This window comes from Thioalkalivibrio sp. (assembly GCF_041690275.1).
Lineage (GTDB): Bacteria > Pseudomonadota > Gammaproteobacteria > Ectothiorhodospirales > Ectothiorhodospiraceae > Thioalkalivibrio.
In genome coordinates this window covers 29773-49284 of sequence record NZ_JAWLHP010000019.1, presented here as the reverse complement: position 1 = coordinate 49284, position 19512 = coordinate 29773, and the positions used below count along the sequence as shown (strand labels likewise).

Genomic DNA, 19512 nt, shown 5'->3' with positions numbered 1-19512 from the left:
CTCGAGTTCCATCAACTGCCGGACGGCCTGTTCACTGCAGTCCTCGCGCAGGCCGAGTCCTGCCTGGTAGCCATAGTCCTGCGGGTTTCCCAGCGAATGATCAAAGCAGCCGTATCGTGCTCGGGCACGACGGCCGGCCTCGGGGTCGACCTCGTCGAGATAGTGGATGACCGCGTCCGCCGAGCGGTACAGGCTGTAAAGGTCCAGGCCGTAGAAACCCGCGCGATCCGCCGCGTCATGGGAGGCGTTGAAGGCCGCCAGCCATTCGACAAAGTCCACTACGGCGGTATTGCGCCACATCCACTGCGGAAAACGCTCGAAGTCGGCCAGGGCCGCGGTGGCCGAAGGGTCGTTTCCCTGTCCGCGGACGTAGCGATTGACACGATAGGCGTCCGGCCAGTCGGCCTCCACGGCCACGGCATCAAAGCCCTTCTCTTCGAACAGGCGGCGGGTGATGCGCGCGCGCAGGTCATAAAACTCATGCGAGCCGTGTGTTGCCTCCCCCAGAAGAACCAGGGGCGCGTCGCCGATCGTCTCGAGGACCGCGTCCAGGGACGAGGGCCCCTCACGCAGGTGTGTGACTTGCCGACGAAGTTCGTCTGAATCGACTCGATGAACGCGAGGCATGGTAACTCCTTTTCTTCGTGAAGCGCATGCCAACCCTGCAGGCTGCTTCCGGCGACCGTTGCTTCGTCCAGGGGCGCGCGCAGAAATGAACCGGCGATCCCCTGAAACCTTAGGAGAACTCCCTCCGAGCAAAAAAGGGGTGGTAATACCAGTGCGGATAAATACGCCCCCAAAACAGGGGCAGGGGAGCGAACAGAACATGCCGAAACCCTGCCGAAACCACGGCAGTTCCTCCTGGCTCAAAAAGACCATGAAGTCCGGCAGCACCGGGTTGACCTTCAGCGCGCCGCTCAGCCATGCGGGACGGGCGGGATCAGCGCACCGGCCTGGTGCGTCGGACCGGTCAGCGGCCCCGGCCGAGCAGGTGCTCGCGCACGATGAACAGGCCGGCGATGGAGCGCGCCTCGGAGCAGTCCTCGCGCAGGAGCAGGGGGCCCAGGTCGCGAATCGGCCAGGGAACGACCTCGATCTCCTCGGGCTCGTCCCCCGGCAGGCGTTTCTCGTAGAGTCCCTCGGCCAGTACCAGATGGGTGGCGTGGGACATGTAGGCGGGGGCGAGCGAAAGGGTACGCAGGCGCGTCAGGCGACGCGCACCAAAGCCCACTTCTTCCATGATTTCGCGGTTTGCGGCCGCCAGGATGTCCTCATCCGGCTGCATTCTGCCCTTCGGCAGTCCGAGTTCGTAGCGATCGGTTCCCGCGGCGTATTCCCGGATCAGCAGCACCGTGTCGGGATCGGGCATGGCCGCGATGGCCACCGCGCCGTGGCTGCTTCCGACCAGCCGTTCGAAACGCGTGTGGACGCCGTTGCTGAATTCGAGATGCATCTCCTCGACCTCGAACAGCCGGCTGCATGCGACTGTCCGGCGGGCGTGCACTGCGGGCGGTGGCCGGCGCATTGGCGATCAGGGCCCTTCGCCGTTCACCAGCCGCAACTCGGTCTGCAGCCGCCCCTCGAAGGTGGTCTCGACGATCACGCCGTGTGGGGATTCCATGACCTCGAATCCCGGTTGTGCCTCCGGCTCGATTGCCGCCAGCGACAGGTCCAGATCCCCCCAGCTGACCGCGACGGTTACGCGCATCGGAAAATATCCGTCCAGGAAGCGGCGCATGAAGGGCCCGTTTTCCAGCAGGTATTCGCCCTCGCCCAGGACCTGGAGGATCCGGGAGCGCGCGTTCACGCAGAGTTCCGCGTCCGGCCGGACCTCGCGCAGCTGGACGCTGGCCCCCTCGACCCAGGTTTCCTCGATATTGCTCTGCGATTCGATCTCGATATCGCGCGTCGTGTCACCATTGTAGAGAATCTGGGCTCGGCGCACGCTGTCGATGTCGCTGTGGCACTGGCGCAGCATCACCCAGCCGTTGTCGAGGCTGCTGGCGGCAAGGGTGATCTGGTTGTGGTGGTGGTGCACCCGGTTTTCGGGCGGATCCGTCAGGAAGTTCAGGGTGCCCTGGTTGCTCTCGGAGCGGGGCGGATCCCAGAGGCTGTCGTCATCGAACGGGTCGGTCTCCGCAGCCGTTGCCAGCGACAGGGAAAGAGCCGTAACTGAAGCGAGCGCCATTCGATGCAGACCGCGTGCCGGTATCGTGGCCATGATCACACCCTCACTGTTTTCCGAGTATTACGCATGGACATTGCGAGCGCGTCAAAAAATCCGATGGATCCCGCCTTTTCTGCTGCCCTTCCGTGGGCGCAGATTGACACGGTACTGTTCGACATGGACGGCACCCTGCTCGACCTCCACTTCGACAACCGCTTCTGGCGCGAGCTCATTCCCGACGAGTACGCGCTGATGCACGCGCACGAACCCGAGGCGGCACGGCAGCGGCTGTTCGCGGAGATGGAACGGATTCGCGGTCGCCTGCAGTGGTACTGCCTGGATCACTGGGTGCGCTTCACCGGGCTTGACCTGCTGGCGCTGAAGCAGCGGCTCGCCGGTCACATCGCGTTCCAGCCGTACGCCACGCACGTGCTCGACACCCTGCGCCTGCAGGGCAAGCGCCTGGTGCTCGTGACCAACGCGCACCCCGAGGTGTTCGCGTTCAAGCACGCGCACACGCAGATCGGCGATCACCTGGATCAGGTGGTTTCGGCCCACACGCTCGACTGTGCGAAGGAAGAGCCCTGTTTCTGGGAACGGCTGCAGCGCGTAGAACGGCATCACACCGGACGGACGCTGCTGGTGGACGACAACCTGGTCGCGCTCGGCACGGCGCGCGAGGCGGGCGTCCGGCACCTTCGGGGCATGCGCTTCCCGGATACGCGCGGCCCGGCGCTGGAGTCGGTGGAATTCCACCTCCTGGAGAGCCTTGCGGAACTGCTGCCGGACCGGCTCCTGCACCGATGAGCCCGGAAGAGGTCACCGCACGTCCGGCCAGGTCGTGAATCGCCATCCAGGATGGGGTTGAACTGGAAGTCACGGCGATTGCCCAAACCATGTGAGCATCGGAGACAAGCACGAGGTACTCATGCGCAACGCGGCATTTGCTATTGGACAGATCATTCATGTGCGCGACGTGGACATGCGCGGCGTCGTCGTCGACGTCGACGGGCATTTCGAGGCGCCGGCGGATCTCTCGGAAAGTGTCCGTTCGTCGCTGCCCAATCCGGAACAGCCCTGGTACTACGTGCTGGTCGATGGTTCCGAGGACCGCATCTACGTGGCGGAGGAGAGCGTGCAGCCCGATGCCGACGATACGCCGGTGGATCACCCGGGCATTGACCAGTTCTTCCGCAACTTCGACGACGGCCGCTATGAGCCGCAGTATCGGCTGAACTGAGACGGCGCCAGCCACGAGGCCCGCCCCCGCCCGGGATGCCCCGGAACCGAATCGCCGAGAGGACCGGCATCGCACACGGGCGCGCGGCGCGGTATCCGTGTGCACACCGTTTCGATGATGCACAATCGGGGCATGTCCGCATCCCGCCTTCCGACCCGCCGCGCTGAGCCCCGTCCCCGCGTGCGCGGGAGGGGCAGCGCCACGTCCTGATGGATACCGGGACCCTCCTTGCCGCCTTCGCGGTCGGTGTGCTCGGTGGCGTGCACTGTCTGGGCATGTGCGGCGGTATCGTGGGGGCGATCTCCGTGAGTCATGCCGGATCGGCATCCGCGACCTGGCCGCGTCTGCTCGCCTACAACCTCGGCCGGATGAGCAGTTACGTGGTCGCCGGCGCCCTCGCCGGGCTGCTCGGTGGCGCATTGCTCGGCGCCTTGCCCCAGGGCCAGCGCCTTCTGGAACTGCTGGCCGCGGTCTTCCTGATTCTGCTGGGCCTGTATCTCGGGGGCTGGTGGCCGGTGCTTGCGCGCCTGGAGCGCGTCGGAGGGCGGGTCTGGCGCCGGATCGAGCCTCTCGGGAGGCGTTTCATCCCGGTCCGGCACGTCGGACAGGCCTTCGTCGTCGGCGGTGTCTGGGGGTGGCTGCCCTGCGGACTGGTCTACAGCGTGCTGGTGTGGACGCTCGCGGCAGGAAGCGCGGCGGATGGCGCGCTGCTGATGGCCGCCTTTGCACTGGGGACGCTGCCGAATCTGATGCTGATGGGCCTGTTCGCGGCACAGCTGGCGCGCTTCGTGCGTAATGATCGGTTCCGGCAGGGTGCTGGCGGGCTGTTGATCGCCTATGGCGTGTGGCGGATCTTCAGTATCCTCGCGTGACCCGCGTCCTCCCGGCGCTGGCCAGCCCCGGGAACCCGCTCAGTAGCGGTAGATGACCTTCTGGAAATTGACCGGCATCACCTCGTCGTCGTTGGCGGCCGTCACCTGCAGGTTGAAATCAAGTACCTCGCCCGGGCGTACCCGGACCTCCGCCAGGTGATAGACGGAATCGCCGTCCCGAACCTCCCGGAAGCGGAGGTGGCGGACCTGCCGGTTCAGATTCACGGCCTGTCCGCTGACCGTCCCCGGCACCGGCTGCATCTCCTCGCCATCACGTTTCATGATGACGACATTGACCAGGGCACGGCTCCTGCTTCGGTGCAGGTCATAGGCCCTCGCGACATCGGGTGACAGCAAATGGGTGCTGAGTACGGTGTAATGCACGACGTAGCGGTCGAACTCCACCTCGTTCGCCTGCACCGGGGCCGCCGCCACGAGCAGTGCAAGCGCGCCGAACCAGGTGATCACCAACAGATTGCGCATGCGTTCCATCCTGAAGTCTCCTTGCTGGTGCACCGGTGGCCGGTGCCGGATGTCAGTAGGCCGGGGCGGATGTGCCTTGCTGCGTCGACAGGGTTCGCAGCAGTGTAACAGCGCCCGGTACCTGGATTGCCTCTGTGCTGATTCTAGATCGAGCGCACCACAATGAGCAGTACGTAGAGACCGATAAGCGCGAGCATCGGCGAGAAATCGATCGCGCCGGTGTTCGGCAGGGTCCGGCGCAGCGGCCCGAGGATCGGCTGGTTCACGTCGGCGACCAGCCGGCCGATCGGATTGCCGGTGCGGGCCCCGCCGGCCTGAAGCCAGCTCATCACCACCTCGATCACCAGGCTGATGATGAAGATCCAGATCGTCGTGACGAGCACCTCGCGGATGGATGCGATCAACACCGCTCCGGGGGCGATGTCGATACCCGTGAGGCTCAAGCGCAGCCAGAACTCGATGAACTTGAGCAGGATGATCAGCACCACCGCCGCGAGATCCAGGCGGCCGACCGGCGGGATCACGCGCCGCAACAGCTTCAGCGGGGGATTCGTGAGCTGCACCACGGCCTGGGAGATCGGGTTGAAGAAATCCGCACGGACCAGCCCGAAGATCACGCGAAGCAGCAGCAGGATGATGTAGATTCCGAACAGGGTGCTGATCAGGAAATCGAGGATCTGGTCGAAGGGGCCTGGCATCGCTTGCTCCGCTCTACGTTAGGCCGGGCAGCGCCCGGATCAGGAAGTCTTCACGGCGGCCGTCCGCAGGTGTGGCGCCGGTGGCCGGGTGGGCATTATCCACCAAGCTCGCGGCTGCGTGCAGCCGCCGCCGCCATGGCCTGGGCAACCACCTCCGCGAGTCCGGACTCCTCGAACACGGTGAGCGCCCGCTCCGTGGTGCCACCGGGCGAGGTGACGCGGGCACGCAGTTCGGCCGGATCGGTGCCGCTTTCCTGCGCCAGCCGCGCGGCGCCGCCGACCGTGGCCAGCGTCAGCTGCCGGGCGGTGGCCTGATCCAGCCCCAGCCGCCGCGCTGCCTGCGTCATCGCCTCGATCAGCAGGAAGACGTAAGCGGGGCCGCTGCCCGAGGTCGCGGTGACTGCATGCATCTGCTCCTCGTCCTGCAGCCACACGGTCGCGCCCACTGCGCGGAGCAGCCGATCCGCGGTCTTCCGGTCGGCATCGGTCGCGAGTGGACTGGCATACAGTCCGGTGATGCCGGCGCCTATAAGCGCCGGCGTGTTCGGCATCGCGCGTACGATCCTGGTCTCCGGTCCGAGCCAGCCACCGAGGCGTCGGGTGCTGATCCCGGCGGCAACCGAGACCACCAGCGGGTCTGCGGCGGCGACCTGCGCGGCCAGATCCACCGCGAGCTCCGGCAGCATCTGCGGCTTGACGGCGAGGACCAGGGTCCGGACCCTGCCCGCCAGCTGGGCCGGGCCGAGCAGGACCAGGCCGGGAAACTGCGTGCGCAGAGTCGCCGCGCGGTCGGTGTCCGGCTCCGCGAAGCCGATGGACTCCGGGTGCACCCCGCTGCGGACGAGACCGGCGATCAGCGCCTGTCCCATGTTGCCGGCGCCCACGAAGCCGGCCTCGAGTTGCTGTTCGTTCATCACTGCCTCGCTTTCGGCCTGCGCGGCCCGAAGAGTGCGGTCCCGACACGGACCAGGGTTGAGCCCTCGAGGATCGCCGCCTCGAGGTCGTCGGACATGCCCATCGACAGGGTATCGAGCTCCAGCCCCCGTGTGTTCAGGGCGTCGCGGAGTTCGCGCAGCCGCGCGAACGGGCGCCGCTGTGCGGTCGGGTCCTCCGCGGGGGCCGGGATCGCCATCAGGCCGCGCAGCACCAGATTGGGCAGAGGGGCGACGGCTGCGGCCAGCCCGCCGGCCTCCCGCGGCGGCACCCCGGCCTTGCCCGGTTCTCCGCTGAGATCGATCTGCAGGCAGACCTGCAGCGGCGCCATGCCCGCGGGCCGCTGCCGGGACAGCCGTTCGGCGATCTTCAGCCGGTCGATGCCGTGCACCCATGCGGCGCGCTCCGCAACGGCACGGGTCTTGTTGGTCTGCAGGGCCCCGATGAAGTGCCACTCGAGCGGCGGCTCCAGGCCGGTCAGCGCATCGTGCTTCGCGATGAATTCCTGGACGTAGTTCTCGCCGAACAGGCGCTGGCCGAGCCGGTGCAGAGCCTGGATCTCCGCGTCGCTGCGGGTCTTGCTGACGGCCAGCAGCCGGACCTCCTCCCGGGCGCGGCCCGCCTGTCTGCAGGCGGTGGCGATGCGCTCTTCGACCCGTGCCTGATCGTCTTCCAGTTGCATCATGTCGCTATGATATAGTCCCAGAGGCGGGCGTGCCGTGGCAGTCCGGCTGCGGGAGTGCGCTGACGAGTGGTCGTCATCGCGAGTGTGGAACGATGGAAGGCGGCGATCCAGGGGACGATGATCGTCCTTTTGCGGTCCGGATCGCCGCACTTGGTTCAGCATGGCGGGCCGGGCAGGCCAGCGCTTCCCTAAAGCAAACGCCTGTGCTGCCGACAGGGTCTGTGAATCGGCCGTCTGCGTAGCTCGAGTTCGGGGGACTCAATGGATATCACCCAGTTGCTCTCTTTTGCCGTGAAGAACGGCGCGTCGGACCTGCACGTCTCGGGCGGCATGCCGCCGATGGTACGCATCGACGGTGACATGCGCCGGGTGAATGTGCCGGTGATGGAGCACAAGGAGGTTCAGGCGCTGATCTACGACATCATGAACGATCGTCAGCGCAAGGACTACGAGGAGTTTCTGGAGACCGACTTTTCCTTCGAGCTCAAGGGTCTGGCCCGGTTCCGGGTGAATGTCTTCGTGCAGGATCGGGGTGCGGCGGCAGTCTTCCGCACGATCCCGTCCAAGGTCCTGACCCTGGAGGATCTGGGTTGCCCGCGCGTGTTCGAGAAGATCTCCGACTACCCCCGCGGCATCGTGCTGGTCACCGGCCCCACCGGCTCGGGCAAGTCGACCACGCTGGCCGCGATGGTCGACCACAAGAACAAGAACGACTACGGGCACATCCTCACCATCGAGGACCCGATCGAGTTCGTGCACGAGTCCAAGAAGTGCCTGGTGAACCAGCGCGAGGTGCACCGTGACACCCACGGGTTCAGCGAGGCGCTGCGCTCGGCGCTGCGCGAGGACCCGGACACCATCCTGGTCGGCGAGCTGCGCGACCTCGAGACCATCCGCCTGGCGCTGACCGCCGCGGAGACCGGTCATCTCGTGTTCGGGACGCTGCACACCAGCTCTGCGGCCAAGACCATCGACCGCGTCGTCGATGTCTTCCCGGCTGCGGAAAAGGACATGGTGCGTGCGATGCTCTCGGAATCGCTGCGCGCGGTCATTTCGCAGACCCTGCTGAAGCGGGTCGGCGGCGGACGCGTCGCAGCCCACGAGATCATGCTGGGCACGCCGGCGATCCGCAACCTGATCCGCGAGAACAAGGTCGCGCAGATGTATTCCGCCATTCAGACCAGCGCGGGCATGGGCATGCAGACACTCGACCAGTGTCTCCGGGACATGATCGCCGAGGGCCTGATCACGCGCGATGACGCGAAGCGCCGGGCGGTGAATCCGGATAGCCTCTGATGGCTGCACTGTTCTTGATGGGTAACGACGTGTTCAGGCGTCACCGACAACGAGGGGTTCCGAGCCATGGATCGTGACAAGGCCATACGTTTCATGCACGACCTGCTGCGCACCATGGTCGAGCGCGGCGGATCCGATCTGTTCATCACGGTGGGCATGGCCCCGGCGGCGAAGATCAACGGGCTGGTGCAGCCGATGACCGACCAGGCCCTGACCCCGGCACACACCCAGGTGCTGGTGCGTTCGATGATGAACGACAAGCAGTCCGCGGAATTCGACCGCAGCCACGAGTGCAACTTCGCGGTCGGGCTGGAGGGTGTGTCCCGGTTCCGCGTCAGCGCCTTCATCCAGCGCGGCAATGCCGGGATGGTGCTGCGCACGATCCAGAGCAAGATCCCGAACTTCGAAGAGATCAACATGCCGCCGCAGCTGAAGGAGATCGCGATGACCCGCCGCGGACTCGTGATCTTCGTCGGCGCCACCTCCTCGGGCAAGTCGACCTCACTGGCGGCCATGATCGGTTACCGCAACCACCACTCGGCGGACCACATCATCACCATCGAGGATCCGATCGAGTTCGTTCATCCGCATGACAAGAGCCTGGTCACACAGCGCGAGGTGGGCGTGGACACCGAGAGCTACGAGGTGGCGCTGAAGAACACCCTGCGCCAGGCGCCGGACGTGATCCTGATGGGCGAGATCCGCGACCGCGAGACGATGGACTACGGCGTGGCCTTCGCGGAGACCGGTCACCTCTGCCTGACCACCCTGCACGCGAACAACACCAACCAGGCCCTCGACCGCATCATCAACTTCTTCCCGGAGGACCGTCGTCCCCAGCTGCTGATGGACCTGTCGCTGAACCTGAAGGCGGTGATCTCGCAGCGCCTGATCCGCACGCAGGACGGTGAGGGCAGGGTTCCGGCGGTCGAGATCATGATCAACACGCCGCTGATGTCGGACCTGATCCTCAAGGGGCAGGTGCATGAGATGAAGGATCTGATCAAGCGCTCCCGCGAGCAGGGCATGCAGACCTTCGACCAGGCCCTGTTCGATCTCTACGAGTCCGGCAAGATCAGCTATCCGGAGGCGATCCGCAATGCGGACTCGATGAACGACCTGCGACTGCGGATCAAGCTCGACAGCAAGCGCGCCCGTCGCGAGGAGGAGCCCGACGTGATGGACGATATGTCCGGGCTCTCGGTATCAGAAACGGCCGACGACTTCGTCTCACGGTGACTGCGATGGCGACTGCAAAGATCGATCCCTATCTGAAACTGATGGCCCAGAAGGGGGCATCGGATCTCTTCTTCATCACCGGCGCCCCCATCAGTATCAAGGTCGATGGCCGCGTCCAGCCGCTGTCCGGCACGTCCCTGAAGCCGGGCGAGGTCGCGGACATCGCCACCGAGATCATGTCGCCGGAACAGAAGGCCACGATGGATCGGGACCTGTCGGCGAATTTCGGGATCTCGCGGCCCGAGGTGGGTCGGTACCGGGTCAACGTCTACCACCAGCGCGGCCAGGTCGCGATGGTGATCCGCCACATCCAGCTCCGGATTCCCACCATCGAGGAGCTCGGTCTGCCGCTGGTGCTGAAGGACTTCGTCACGCAGCGCAACGGCCTGGTGCTGATCGTCGGGTCCACCGGTTCCGGCAAGTCGACCACGCTCGCGGCGATGGTCGATCACCGGGCCCGCCACGAGACCGGACACATCCTTACCGTCGAGGACCCGATCGAGTTCCTGCTTCCGCACCGGCTCTCGATCGTCGGCCAGCGCGAGGTGGGTATCGACACGCCCAGTTACGAACTCGCTCTGCAGGACGGCATGCGCGAGGCGCCCGACGTGATCATGGTCGGCGAGGTGCGCAGCCGGGAGACCATGCGTCAGGCGCTGAACTACGCGGACACCGGCCACCTGGTACTGACCACCCTGCACGCGACCAGCTCCAACCAGGCACTGGATCGCCTGATCCACATGTTCCCGGAGGACTTCCGCGGCCAGATCCTCACCGATCTGTCGCTGAACCTGCGCGCGATCGTCGCCCAGCGGCTGCTGCAGACGCCCGACGGCAAGCGGGTCGCCGCGGTCGAGGTGCTGGTGAACACCCCGTTCGTGTCCGAGCTGATCCGCGAGGACAAGATCGGCGAGATCAAGGAGGCGATGCAGAAGGGCTCCAAGGACGGCATGCAGACCTTCGACCAGGCCCTGTACCGGCTCTACAAGGAGGGCAGGGTCGATCTCGAGGAGGCCCTTTCCAAGGCGGATTCGCGCGCGGATCTCGAGTGGCGCCTGAGCTTCGGGGGCGGCGTGGGCACCCTCGAGAGCCAGGAGGAGGAGGACTTCCGCCTCCCCGGAGAGGCTGCCGGCCGCTGAACGCCAACCGGGCCGCTGCGGCTATCTTCAAACGGGCGGGAAGACCGTCGAGGCGGCAAACACCGGGCCGTCCACACAGACCCGCTTCATCGCGCCCCCCTGCGGCGTGTGCACCTCGACCGTGCATCCGGCGCAGCCGCCGACCGCGCAGGCCATGTATTCCTCCAGCGAGACCTGGCACGGCAGGTCGAACTCGGCGGCCAGTGCCGCACAGGCCGCGAGCATGGCGTGTGGGCCGCAGGCGTAGAGCTCGACCTGGTCGCGCAGTTCCGCACTCAGGCCCGCCAGCCAGGGCCGCGCGAGATCGGTGACGAAGCCGGGGTAGGCGCCCGGGATGTCCGCAAGCGAGGTCAGCCGGCAGGCAACGCCCCAGTCCTCCAGCAGCGGCATGGTCGCGATCGCCCCGTCGGGCAGACCCGGCCAGAGGATCTCCGAGGGCCTGGGCCGAAACGGGAACGGCACCTCCGACCCGAGGATCGCCCGGGTCTGGGCCCCCTGACCCTGCCGGCGCAGGTGATCGGCGAGGAAGATCATCGGCGGGATGCCGACGCCGCCGCCCAGCAGGAGGCGCAGCGGCCGCTCCGGGTTCAGCGTGAACGGGTTTCCGATCGGGCCGAGCACGCTCAGGCGCATGCCCACCGGCTGCCTTGCCAGCGCCTCGGTGCCGTCGCCCACCACCTTGTACAGGAACTCGACCCATCCCGCCGCCGGGTCCACCCGCTGGATGGACAGCGGCCGGCGCATCGGCAGGCGCGGGTCGCACTGCAGGTGCACGAACTGGCCGGGCTGCGCCCGGGCGGCACACTCGGGTGCGCGGAGCTTCAGCACCCACTGATCCGCGGCGTGTGCGGAATGCTCGATGACCTCTGCGCCGTCCTCGAGAAAGATGGTCCCACGGTGGCTGCGGGCGACGTCGGTGTTCATGCGCTGTCCTCGGCGGGCAGGTTCCAGGCGGGCCGCCCAGCGACCCAGGTCTCTCTGACCTGGCCGGAAAACGTCCACCCGATGAAGGGGCTGTTGGCGCCGGCACTCAGCCAGCTCTCCGGGGTGATCTCGTGCACGGCCTCCGGATCGAAGACCACGAAGTCTGCCGGTGCCCCGGGCTTCAGACATCCGCCATTGTGTCCGAGGATACCGGCCGGACCGGCCGTGAGCCGTTCCAGTGCCGCGGACAGCGGCAGCAGGTCTTCCTCGACCAGGCGCAGGGTCAGCGGCAGCAGGGTCTCCAGCCCGCTGATGCCGGGCCGGGTCTCGGCAAAGGGGCCGAGCTTGCTGTCGCTCTCGTGCGGCTGGTGATCCGAGCAGATCGCGCTGATGTCGCCGCGCGCCACCGCCGCGCGCAGGCCCTCGCGATCACGCTGGGTACGCAGCGGCGGCATCACGTGGCAGAGCGGGTTGAAATCGGCCACGTCCATCTCGGTGAGGAAGAGCTGATGTGCGGCAACGTCTGCCGATACCGGCAGGCCATCCGCGCGGGCCTTCGCGATCATCTCGGCGCCGCGGCGGGTGGACAGACGATTCACGTGCACCCGCGCGCCGGTCTGTTCGACCAGTGCCAGGATGCTGCCCAGCGCCGCGGTCTCGGCCGCCTCGGGGATCCCCGCGAGACCGAGACGCGTGGAGACGGCACCCTCGTGCACGCAGCCCGAACCGGCCAGCGAGGCGTCCTGTGCCGACAGCGACACCATCAGTTCGAAGGTGGCCGCGTATTCCATCGCCCGACGCAGCACCAGCGGACTCGCGAGCGGGTGGCGGGCATTGCCGACCCCGACGACGCCGGCGCGCTTCAGCGCCGCCATCTCGGCCAGCTGCTCGCCGTTCAGCCCGCGCGTCAGCGCGCCGATCGTGAGCACACGGACCCCGCAGCCCTGTTCGGCACGCCGCGAGATCAGTTCCACCTCGGCCGGAGAATCGATCGGTGGCATCGTGTCCGGGGACACCACCACCGTGGTGATGCCACCGCGCGCAGCGGCCTGCGTCTCGCTCGCGATCGTCGCCTTGTGCTCCTCCCCGGGCTCGCGCAGGTGCGCGGACAGGTCGATGACGCCCGGGAACAGCCAGCGGCCTGCGGCGTCGATCCGACGGCGCGGCTCGAAGCCGTCCGGAATCGCGCCGACTGCGAGGATCTCGCTGCCCTGGATGCACAGGGGCGCGATCGCATCGAGCCCGCTGGCGGGATCGATCACGCGCGCGTTCTCGATCAGGATGCTCATGCGCCGCGCACACCCATCACCATGGACATCACCGCCATGCGCACCGCGATCCCGTAGGTGACCTGCTGCAGGATCACCGACTGCGCGCCGTCCGCCACCGCCGAGTCGATCTCCACGCCGCGGTTCGCCGGACCGGGATGCATCACCAGGCAGTCGGGTTTCGCCAGGTGCAGCCGCCGCTGGGTCAGTCCGAAGAGCTGGAAGTACTCGTGCTCCGAGGGCAGGTGGGCGTGTTCCATGCGCTCACGCTGCAGGCGCAGCATGATCACCACGTCCACGTCGCGCAGGCCCTGTTCCAGATTGTGATAGACGTGAACGCCGAGATCCTCCACATGGGCGGGCAGCAGCGAATACGGCGCCACCACGCGCACCTCGCCCGCCTGCAGGATGTTCAACGCGTGGATCTGCGAGCGCGCGACGCGCGAGTGCAGGATGTCCCCGACGATCGCGATCTTCAGCCGCGTGAAGTCGCCCTTGTGGCGGCGGATGGTGAACATGTCGAGCAGGGCCTGGGTGGGGTGGCCGTGTCGACCGTCTCCGGCGTTCAGCACGCTGATTCCGGGCTCCACGTGCCGGGCCATGAAATGGGCAGCCCCGCTCTGCTGATGCCGCACCACGAACATGTCCACGTTCATGGCCTCGAGGTTGCGCAGGGTGTCGAGCAGACTCTCGCCCTTCACCGCCGAGGAGGTGCTGACGTTGATGTTGAGCACGTCGGCCGACAGCCGCTTCGCCGCGAGTTCGAAGGTGGTGCGGGTGCGGGTGCTGGCCTCGAAGAAGAGATTCACGATGGTCTTGCCGCGCAGCAGCGGGACCTTCTTCACCGCCTTCTCGTTCATGTTCGCGAAGGATTCCGCGGTGTCCAGGATCTCGCTCAGAAGATCCCGGCTCAGCCCCTCGACGGTGAGCAGGTGCTGCAGCCGACCGTCGCTGGTCAGCTGCAGGCTGTTGGGCAGGGGACCGGCCCGGGGCAATTGGCTGGCCGGATGGGCCACTGCGATCAAGTGCCGCCCTCCAGGTGTATCCGCTCCAGGCGCAGTGGGTCGGGGCCGCGCAGCTTCACCTGCTCGCCGGCGCCGAGCTCGAGATGGGCCCCGACAATGGCCGCCTCCACCGGCAGCTCACGCCCGTCGCGCTCGACCAGTACCGCCAGCGTCACCGAGGCGGGGCGGCCGTAATCGAAGAGCTCGTTCAGTGCGGCGCGGATGGTGCGGCCGGTGAAGAGCACGTCATCCACCAGCAGGATGTGTTCGTCGTCCAGTTCCTCGGGCAGCTCCGAGGGCCGTACCTGCGGATGCATGCCGATCCGCGAGAAGTCGTCCCGGTAGAAGCTGATGTCCAGTTTCCCCATCGGCCGGGTGTAGCCCAGGCGTTGGCGCAGGGCGTCCGCGATCCAGACGCCCCCGGAGTGGATGCCGACCACGATCGGCTCGGCGATTCCCTGCTGCCGGAAGTGGCGCCGGGCCTGCTCGGCCATGCTGTCGAGGAGGGGTGCGATCTCAGGCATTGCGGGTGTTCTCCATTAGCCAGCCTTCCAGGATGATCGCGGCGGCATGGGCATCGAGGCCCGGATCCTTGCCGCGGCGCCGCACGCGCTCCCGTCCCAGGTGGGAGCTCAGGCGCTCGTCCGCCCAGTATACCGCCCGGCCGTGACGCAGGCCGAGCCCTTCGCCAAAGGCGCGGATGGCCGGTCCAAGGGCGGTGGGCTGGCCGTCGTCGCGGGTTGGCCAGCCGACCACGAAGGCGTCCGGCTGCCACCGGGCGATCAGCGCATCGATGGTGCGGTCGCTGTCCGGCCGGCCCGGCCGCACGGTGACCAGACCGCGTGCGCTGCCGGTGAGCTCGTCACCGATGGCGACGCCGATGCGGCGCTTGCCGTAGTCGAAGGCCATCAGCCGCACGTCGGCGTGAACATGCGGCCATCGGGAAACCCGGACAGCCCGGAAGATGAGGCAAGGGTCGGGGACAGATCTGCAAATCTGTCCCCGGGGGGCGCCGATTCGTTTCCGTGCGTTTCCGTGGCGGGTCTTTGCATGGTCAGGGCTGGTGGCCGGCCGTAGCCGCTACGCGTGTCCGGCGACCTGGCTGATCAGGTTCATGTCGATGCCGATCAGCCGGGCCGCGGCGTTCCAGCGCTGCTCGGGGGGCAGCGTGAACAGGATGGCATGCCCGGGCGGCGCCACCAGCCAGGAATTCTCCGCGATCTCGCTCTCGAGCTGTCCGGGGCCCCAGCCGGCATAGCCGAGCGCGATCAGCGCATGCTCCGGCCCTTCTCCGCGGGCAATGGAATCGAGGATGTCGCGGGAGGTGGTCAGCGCGAGATCACCGCCCAGTTTCCGGGTGCCGCTCCATTCGTCGCCAGCCGGGTGCAGCACGAAGCCATGCTCCGGCTGCACCGGTCCGCCGCGGAAGATCGGCCGGCTGGCGGTCTCCGCGGTTGGCTGCAGTTCCAGCTGCCGCAGCATCTGTTTCAGGGTCAGCTCGAGCGTCTGGTTGATCACCAGGCCCATCGCGCCCTCTTCCGTGTGTTCGCAGATGTAGGTGACGGTCTGTGCGAAATAACCGTCCTGCAGGCTGGGCATCGCGATCAGGAACTGATTGCGCAGCCCGTCGGTGGTCGAGTCCGGAGTGCGTAGTGCCATGCCTAGAGTATCGGCCTGCGGGACCCCGGCCCGCAAGCCGTCAGCGGGCACGTTCCACGCGATCGCGGCGGAAGGCCCAGGTGCGGGTGATCACCAGGTGATCATATTGCTCGCGCATGCTGTCGGTGAACGGGGCGAAGGGGGCGGCCAGTTCCACGATGCGGATGGCGGACTGGTCCAGCACCGGTTCCCCGGAACTCTGGGCGATGGCGATGTCCTGCACCCGACCTTCCGCGTCCAGACGCACCGACAGCACCAGGGAGCCGGACAGTTCGCGCCGGCGGGCCTCGTCCGGGTAATTCAGGTTGCCGACGCGCTCGACCTTGCGTATCCAGGCCTCCAGGTAGGCCGCCTCCGGCGCGGTGCGGGCGGCGAGGGTGTCGATATACAGGGTCCTGGAGGCCTGCGAACGCAATTCCTGCCCGGTCTCGTGGGGCATCGAGCGGGCCATTTCCCGCCCGCGGGCCAGGATGGTGGCCGCGGACGGGGTCTCCGGAGCGTCGGCAGTCTCTGCGGGGGCGGGGTCGCGCGGCGCGGTATCGGGCGCCGGCTCGGACGCGGTGACCGGTTCCGGGTCCGCCGGCGGGACCGCATCGACCGCGGATGGCGCGGCCTTCGGTGGCTCGGACGCGGCCGTCTCCTCCATCGGCGGCTCCGGGCTGCGGGCCACCTGGCTGTCTTCGGCCTCACCGCTCCCGGCCTGGGCCTGCACGGCAATGTGGTCGGCATCCTCCGGTTCCGCCGACGGGACCTCCACCCAGGTCACGTCCAGCGTGACCTGCTCGGGTCGTTCTCCCGGGAAGATCTCGAACCCGACGCCCAGGATCACCAGCGCGTGCAGAACGAGCGCCACGAACAGCGTCAGGCCAAGGCCGCCGCCGTCATCGGGTTCCGGTTGTGGGAGTGTTGCGGACATGGCGTTGCATGCGCGGGTCGGAGAGCACGGAGTTGGACAGTATACCGGTGACCACGCCGGCGATCAGCGCCGCGAGCAGCAATGGCGGCAGCAGCAGTGGCAACTGCGGGTGCGGGATGATCAGGGTCCAGGCCAGCAGGAACTGCCCCCCGGTGTGGGCCAGCGCTGCGGCAACCGCGAGGCCCACCGCGCTCAGGTGACCCGGATACAGCCGACACAGCGGTGCGAGCAGCAGCAGCGCGGCCAGTGCACCGGCGAGCGACAGCCAGAACCCCGGGCTCAGCAGGGTGCCCAGCAGCAGGCTGGAACCCACCACGCGCAGCAGCGTCACCGCGACCGCCGCCCGCCAGCCCAGCGTGACCAGCGCCACCAGGGTGATCACGTTGGCGAGACCCGGCTTGATTCCGGGTACCGGGCTCGGGATTGCGGCCTCGATCACCTGCAGGCCGATCGCCAGGGCCGCAAGTGCGGCGATCCGGTGATCCGAGGCGGTGGAATCCGTGGCGACGCGTATCGCCATGATCGTCAGAAGTGCATGCTGTCGAATTCTGCTCCCGGGCCCTGCACCTGGAGCACGAGACGGTTCGGCAGGCTCACCGCCATGTCCCCCGGGCGTGCCAGCCAGCCCGCGCGCTCGCAGATGTCCCGGGTGCCCGGGGAGTCGACGCAGCGGGCCCGCCCCGGCTCGATCCGGATCGTGGTCACGCCTGCAACCCCCTGGACGCCAAATGTGCGGACGGCGTCCAGGGGATAGTGCCGGGGTGCCGCACCGGCCTGGGTCACGACCAGCTCCGTGGCCCCGCCACCCGGCGCATAGGCCAGCCCGAAGGCGGTGCCCACCAGGGCGACGGCCAGCGTCACCACCAGTGCGTCACCCCACCGCAGGCCATGCATCAGCGGGGCTCCGGGCCGGTGCCGGGACCGGACTCCCGGAGACGGTAATCGAGGTCCTGCCGGAAATCCACGCGGCCCTCCATCGCCGGCGTCAGCTCGACCGAACCATCGGCGAGCACCAGCAGGGCGTGGTCGACGCCGAGCCGCCTTGCGTACGCAGGCCACTGCTGCGGGCCGGCGATCATCAGGGTCGTCGCCGCGGCATCGGCCAGGGCCGGATCGCCATGGAGCACCGTGGCGGATGCGATGCCCTGGCTGGGCCTTCCGGTACGGGGATCGATCACGTGATGGATCCGCCGACTCTCCCATTCATAGCCGCGTTCGTAGTCCCCGGAACTGAACAGGGCCTCGCCGGGGCCAAGCGAGATGGCCGCCAGCACCCCGGTGCCCCGGGGATCCCGCACGCCGATGCGCCAGGGCCGGCCGGCGGGCTCCCCGAGGGTCATCAGGTCGCCGCCGGCGTTCACGATCGCGTGTTCCACACCGAGTTCGGTCAGCAGCTCCAGACTGCGCGCGACCGCAAGGCCCTTTGCAAGCCCCCCGAAGTCGAGCTGCAGTTCCGGGTGGCCGCCGCGCAGGCGCATGCCGTCGCGTTCGATGTCCGCGACCCTCGGCGGGTCGGCCAGCATGGTCGCCAGGGTCTCTTCGCTCGGTGGCGGTCCGGAAGGCTCGTCCTGATGAAAGCCCCAGGCGGAGACGAGCCGGCCCAGTGCCGGGTTGAACAGTCCGTCAGTGAGGCGCTCGAGCTCCCGGGCCCGTTCGATCAGCGGCAGCACCGATGCCGGGGCATCGAACTCGACGCCCTGTTCGAGCAGCCGATTGGTGCGGCCGAGAGGACCCGGTTCCCAGGCATGCCAGGCAGCGTGCATGGCATCGAGTTCGTCTCTCAGGGCGGACTCGATTCCCGTCAGATCGTGGGTATCCGCTGGGTGGAGCGTGACGTCCACGAGGGTGCCGAGGGCCTGGAAGGTGAGCCGATCGGTGTCGGGACCGTCCCGCCCGCAGGCGCTCAGGAGCAGGGCCAGGAACACCGGTAACAGCAGACGCAGGATCGCGGGCAGGTCCGGTGACAGCGGGCGCGGATTCATGGGGCGGTGGCGTTCTCCAGATGTTCGACCAGTCGTCCCGCGATGTCGATGCCGCAGGCGGCATCGAGTTCACGGATCCCCGTCGGGCTGGTCACGTTGATCTCGGTGAGATAGCCGCCGATCACATCGAGCCCCACGAAGTCGAGGCCCCTTGCCTGAAGCTCCGGTGCCAGCTCCCTGCAGATCCAGTGTTCGCGTTCGGTCAGCGGAACCGCGACGCCGCGCCCGCCCGCCGCCAGATTGGCCCTCGACTCTCCCTCGGCCGGGATGCGCGCCAGCGAATGATCGACGGGTTCGCCGTGGATCAGCAGAATGCGCTTGTCGCCCTCGCGGTACTCGGGCAGGAAGCGCTGGGCGATCACGGTCCGGCTGTCGAAGTCGGTCATCAGCTCCAGGATCACCGAGACGTTCGGATCGTGCTGGTCCACGCGGAATACCGACGCGCCGCCCATGCCGTCCATTGGCTTCACCACGATGCTGCCTTCCTGTCTCAGGAAGGCGCGGATGCGCGCGCGCTCCCGGCTGATCAGCGTGGGGGGACAGCACTGCGGGAAATGGGCGGTGAAGGCCTTTTCGTTCGCATCGCGGAGCGAAGCCGGACGATTGACCACGTGCACGCCGGCCTGTTCCGCGAGTTCCAGGATGTAGGTGGCGTAGATGTATTCGAGGTCGAACGGGGGATCCTTGCGCATCAGCACGATGTCGAATCGCGCCATCGTGCCCTCAACCGCGTCTGCCAGATCGTGGAAGTCCGTTGCCTGGTCGCGGACCGTCACCTCCCGGCTGCGGGCGTGGGCGATGCCATCCGTGACCCAGAGGTCGGAGAGTTCCATGCAGTGTGCGCGATGCCCGCGCCGGCCCATCGCCAGCAGCATCGCGAAGGTTGAATCCTTTGCCGGCCTGATGCTCTGGATCGGGTCCATCACCACGCCGATATCAAGCGTTCCGGGCATGTGCTGCGGCTCTGCTTCGGGGGCCTCCAGTATGCCACGATCGGCCCCTTCCGC

24 protein-coding genes are annotated in these 19512 nt (G+C 67.5%); 6 read left to right on the top strand and 18 right to left on the bottom strand.

The features are described from left to right. The 3 genes from ACESMN_RS05425 to ACESMN_RS05415 all read right to left on the bottom strand — a co-directional run. Positions 1-627: erythromycin esterase family protein (locus ACESMN_RS05425; protein ID WP_373052577.1), on the bottom strand; the 627-nt coding region annotated here is incomplete at its 3' end. Positions 628-970: 343 nt separating this feature from the next. Next, positions 971-1525, bottom strand: coding sequence for an ADP compounds hydrolase NudE (gene nudE, locus ACESMN_RS05420; RefSeq protein ID WP_373052576.1), 555 nt, complete (start codon positions 1523-1525; stop codon positions 971-973). A gap of 6 nt (positions 1526-1531) precedes the next feature. Next, positions 1532-2221: an alpha/beta hydrolase gene (locus tag ACESMN_RS05415; protein WP_373052575.1), complete on the bottom strand. Its 690-nt coding sequence runs from the start codon at positions 2219-2221 to the stop codon at positions 1532-1534. Between the two features lie 33 nt (positions 2222-2254). On the opposite strand from ACESMN_RS05415, the gene ACESMN_RS05410 reads away from it, so the two are divergent. From ACESMN_RS05410 to ACESMN_RS05400, 3 genes are all read left to right on the top strand, one after another. Next, on the top strand, positions 2255-2974 hold the full coding sequence (locus ACESMN_RS05410; RefSeq protein ID WP_373052574.1) for an HAD family hydrolase: 720 nt from the start codon (positions 2255-2257) through the stop codon (positions 2972-2974). Positions 2975-3095: 121 nt separating this feature from the next. Continuing rightward, the gene (gene hspQ / locus ACESMN_RS05405; protein ID WP_373052573.1) at positions 3096-3407 is read left to right on the top strand and encodes a heat shock protein HspQ; all 312 of its coding nucleotides are present in this window, start codon (positions 3096-3098) and stop codon (positions 3405-3407) included. A 206-nt stretch (positions 3408-3613) separates the two neighbouring features. Then, the gene (locus ACESMN_RS05400; RefSeq protein ID WP_373052581.1) at positions 3614-4279 is read left to right on the top strand and encodes a sulfite exporter TauE/SafE family protein; all 666 of its coding nucleotides are present in this window, start codon (positions 3614-3616) and stop codon (positions 4277-4279) included. Between the two features lie 39 nt (positions 4280-4318). Here ACESMN_RS05400 and ACESMN_RS05395 read toward each other — a convergent pair whose 3' ends face one another. From ACESMN_RS05395 to ACESMN_RS05380, 4 genes are all read right to left on the bottom strand, one after another. Next, positions 4319-4762, bottom strand: a complete 444-nt coding sequence (locus ACESMN_RS05395; RefSeq protein ID WP_373052572.1) for a DUF4426 domain-containing protein — start codon at positions 4760-4762, stop codon at positions 4319-4321. A 143-nt stretch (positions 4763-4905) separates the two neighbouring features. Next, positions 4906-5460 (bottom strand): YggT family protein, encoded by a 555-nt coding sequence (locus ACESMN_RS05390; protein WP_373052571.1) that lies wholly within the window; start codon positions 5458-5460, stop codon positions 4906-4908. Positions 5461-5555: 95 nt separating this feature from the next. Next, on the bottom strand, positions 5556-6374 hold the full coding sequence (gene proC / locus ACESMN_RS05385; RefSeq protein WP_373052570.1) for a pyrroline-5-carboxylate reductase: 819 nt from the start codon (positions 6372-6374) through the stop codon (positions 5556-5558). After that, positions 6374-7078 (bottom strand): YggS family pyridoxal phosphate-dependent enzyme, encoded by a 705-nt coding sequence (locus ACESMN_RS05380; protein WP_373052569.1) that lies wholly within the window; start codon positions 7076-7078, stop codon positions 6374-6376. Before ACESMN_RS05380 ends, proC begins: the two co-directional genes overlap by 1 nt. Before the next feature lie 261 nt (positions 7079-7339). Here ACESMN_RS05380 and ACESMN_RS05375 point away from each other — a divergent pair, with 261 nt between their 5' ends. From ACESMN_RS05375 to ACESMN_RS05365, 3 genes are all read left to right on the top strand, one after another. Further along, entirely contained in the window at positions 7340-8374 is a 1035-nt protein-coding gene (locus tag ACESMN_RS05375) for a type IV pilus twitching motility protein PilT (protein WP_373052568.1), read from the top strand. Between the two features lie 66 nt (positions 8375-8440). Beyond that, positions 8441-9613, top strand: coding sequence for a PilT/PilU family type 4a pilus ATPase (locus ACESMN_RS05370; protein WP_373052567.1), 1173 nt, complete (start codon positions 8441-8443; stop codon positions 9611-9613). 5 nt (positions 9614-9618) lie between these two features. Next, positions 9619-10752 carry a PilT/PilU family type 4a pilus ATPase gene (locus ACESMN_RS05365; protein ID WP_373052566.1) on the top strand — a complete coding sequence of 378 codons (1134 nt, stop codon included), beginning with the start codon at positions 9619-9621 and terminating at the stop codon, positions 10750-10752. 27 nt (positions 10753-10779) lie between these two features. Here the strand turns inward: ACESMN_RS05365 and ACESMN_RS05360 are convergent, their stop codons facing one another. The 11 genes from ACESMN_RS05360 to gshB all read right to left on the bottom strand — a co-directional run bounded on the left by ACESMN_RS05360 (position 10780) and on the right by gshB (position 19458). Further along, positions 10780-11676 (bottom strand): dihydroorotate dehydrogenase electron transfer subunit, encoded by an 897-nt coding sequence (locus tag ACESMN_RS05360; protein ID WP_373052565.1) that lies wholly within the window; start codon positions 11674-11676, stop codon positions 10780-10782. Further along, positions 11673-12965 carry a dihydroorotase gene (locus ACESMN_RS05355; protein ID WP_373052564.1) on the bottom strand — a complete coding sequence of 431 codons (1293 nt, stop codon included), beginning with the start codon at positions 12963-12965 and terminating at the stop codon, positions 11673-11675. Before ACESMN_RS05355 ends, ACESMN_RS05360 begins: the two co-directional genes overlap by 4 nt. After that, the gene (locus ACESMN_RS05350; protein ID WP_373052563.1) at positions 12962-13969 is read right to left on the bottom strand and encodes an aspartate carbamoyltransferase catalytic subunit; all 1008 of its coding nucleotides are present in this window, start codon (positions 13967-13969) and stop codon (positions 12962-12964) included. The genes ACESMN_RS05355 and ACESMN_RS05350 overlap by 4 nt, the downstream gene beginning before the upstream one ends. Next, a complete protein-coding gene (gene pyrR, locus ACESMN_RS05345; RefSeq protein ID WP_373052562.1) occupies positions 13966-14472 on the bottom strand; it encodes a bifunctional pyr operon transcriptional regulator/uracil phosphoribosyltransferase PyrR in 507 nt (168 codons plus the stop codon). The genes ACESMN_RS05350 and pyrR overlap by 4 nt, the downstream gene beginning before the upstream one ends. Further along, complete coding sequence (gene ruvX / locus ACESMN_RS05340) at positions 14465-14866, bottom strand: Holliday junction resolvase RuvX (protein WP_373052561.1); 402 nt, start codon at positions 14864-14866, stop codon at positions 14465-14467. The genes pyrR and ruvX overlap by 8 nt, the downstream gene beginning before the upstream one ends. Before the next feature lie 162 nt (positions 14867-15028). After that, complete coding sequence (locus tag ACESMN_RS05335; RefSeq protein ID WP_373052560.1) at positions 15029-15607, bottom strand: YqgE/AlgH family protein; 579 nt, start codon at positions 15605-15607, stop codon at positions 15029-15031. A gap of 40 nt (positions 15608-15647) precedes the next feature. Next, a complete protein-coding gene (locus tag ACESMN_RS05330; RefSeq protein ID WP_373052559.1) occupies positions 15648-16523 on the bottom strand; it encodes a TonB family protein in 876 nt (291 codons plus the stop codon). Continuing rightward, entirely contained in the window at positions 16489-17043 is a 555-nt protein-coding gene (locus tag ACESMN_RS05325) for a Gx transporter family protein (protein ID WP_373052558.1), read from the bottom strand. Before ACESMN_RS05325 ends, ACESMN_RS05330 begins: the two co-directional genes overlap by 35 nt. A 5-nt stretch (positions 17044-17048) precedes the next feature. Then, positions 17049-17417, bottom strand: a complete 369-nt coding sequence (locus ACESMN_RS05320; protein WP_373052557.1) for a NusG domain II-containing protein — start codon at positions 17415-17417, stop codon at positions 17049-17051. Beyond that, positions 17417-18505 (bottom strand): FAD:protein FMN transferase, encoded by a 1089-nt coding sequence (locus tag ACESMN_RS05315; RefSeq protein WP_373052556.1) that lies wholly within the window; start codon positions 18503-18505, stop codon positions 17417-17419. Before ACESMN_RS05315 ends, ACESMN_RS05320 begins: the two co-directional genes overlap by 1 nt. Beyond that, positions 18502-19458, bottom strand: coding sequence for a glutathione synthase (gshB, locus tag ACESMN_RS05310; protein ID WP_373052555.1), 957 nt, complete (start codon positions 19456-19458; stop codon positions 18502-18504). Before gshB ends, ACESMN_RS05315 begins: the two co-directional genes overlap by 4 nt. Between the last annotated feature and the right edge of the window lie 54 nt (positions 19459-19512).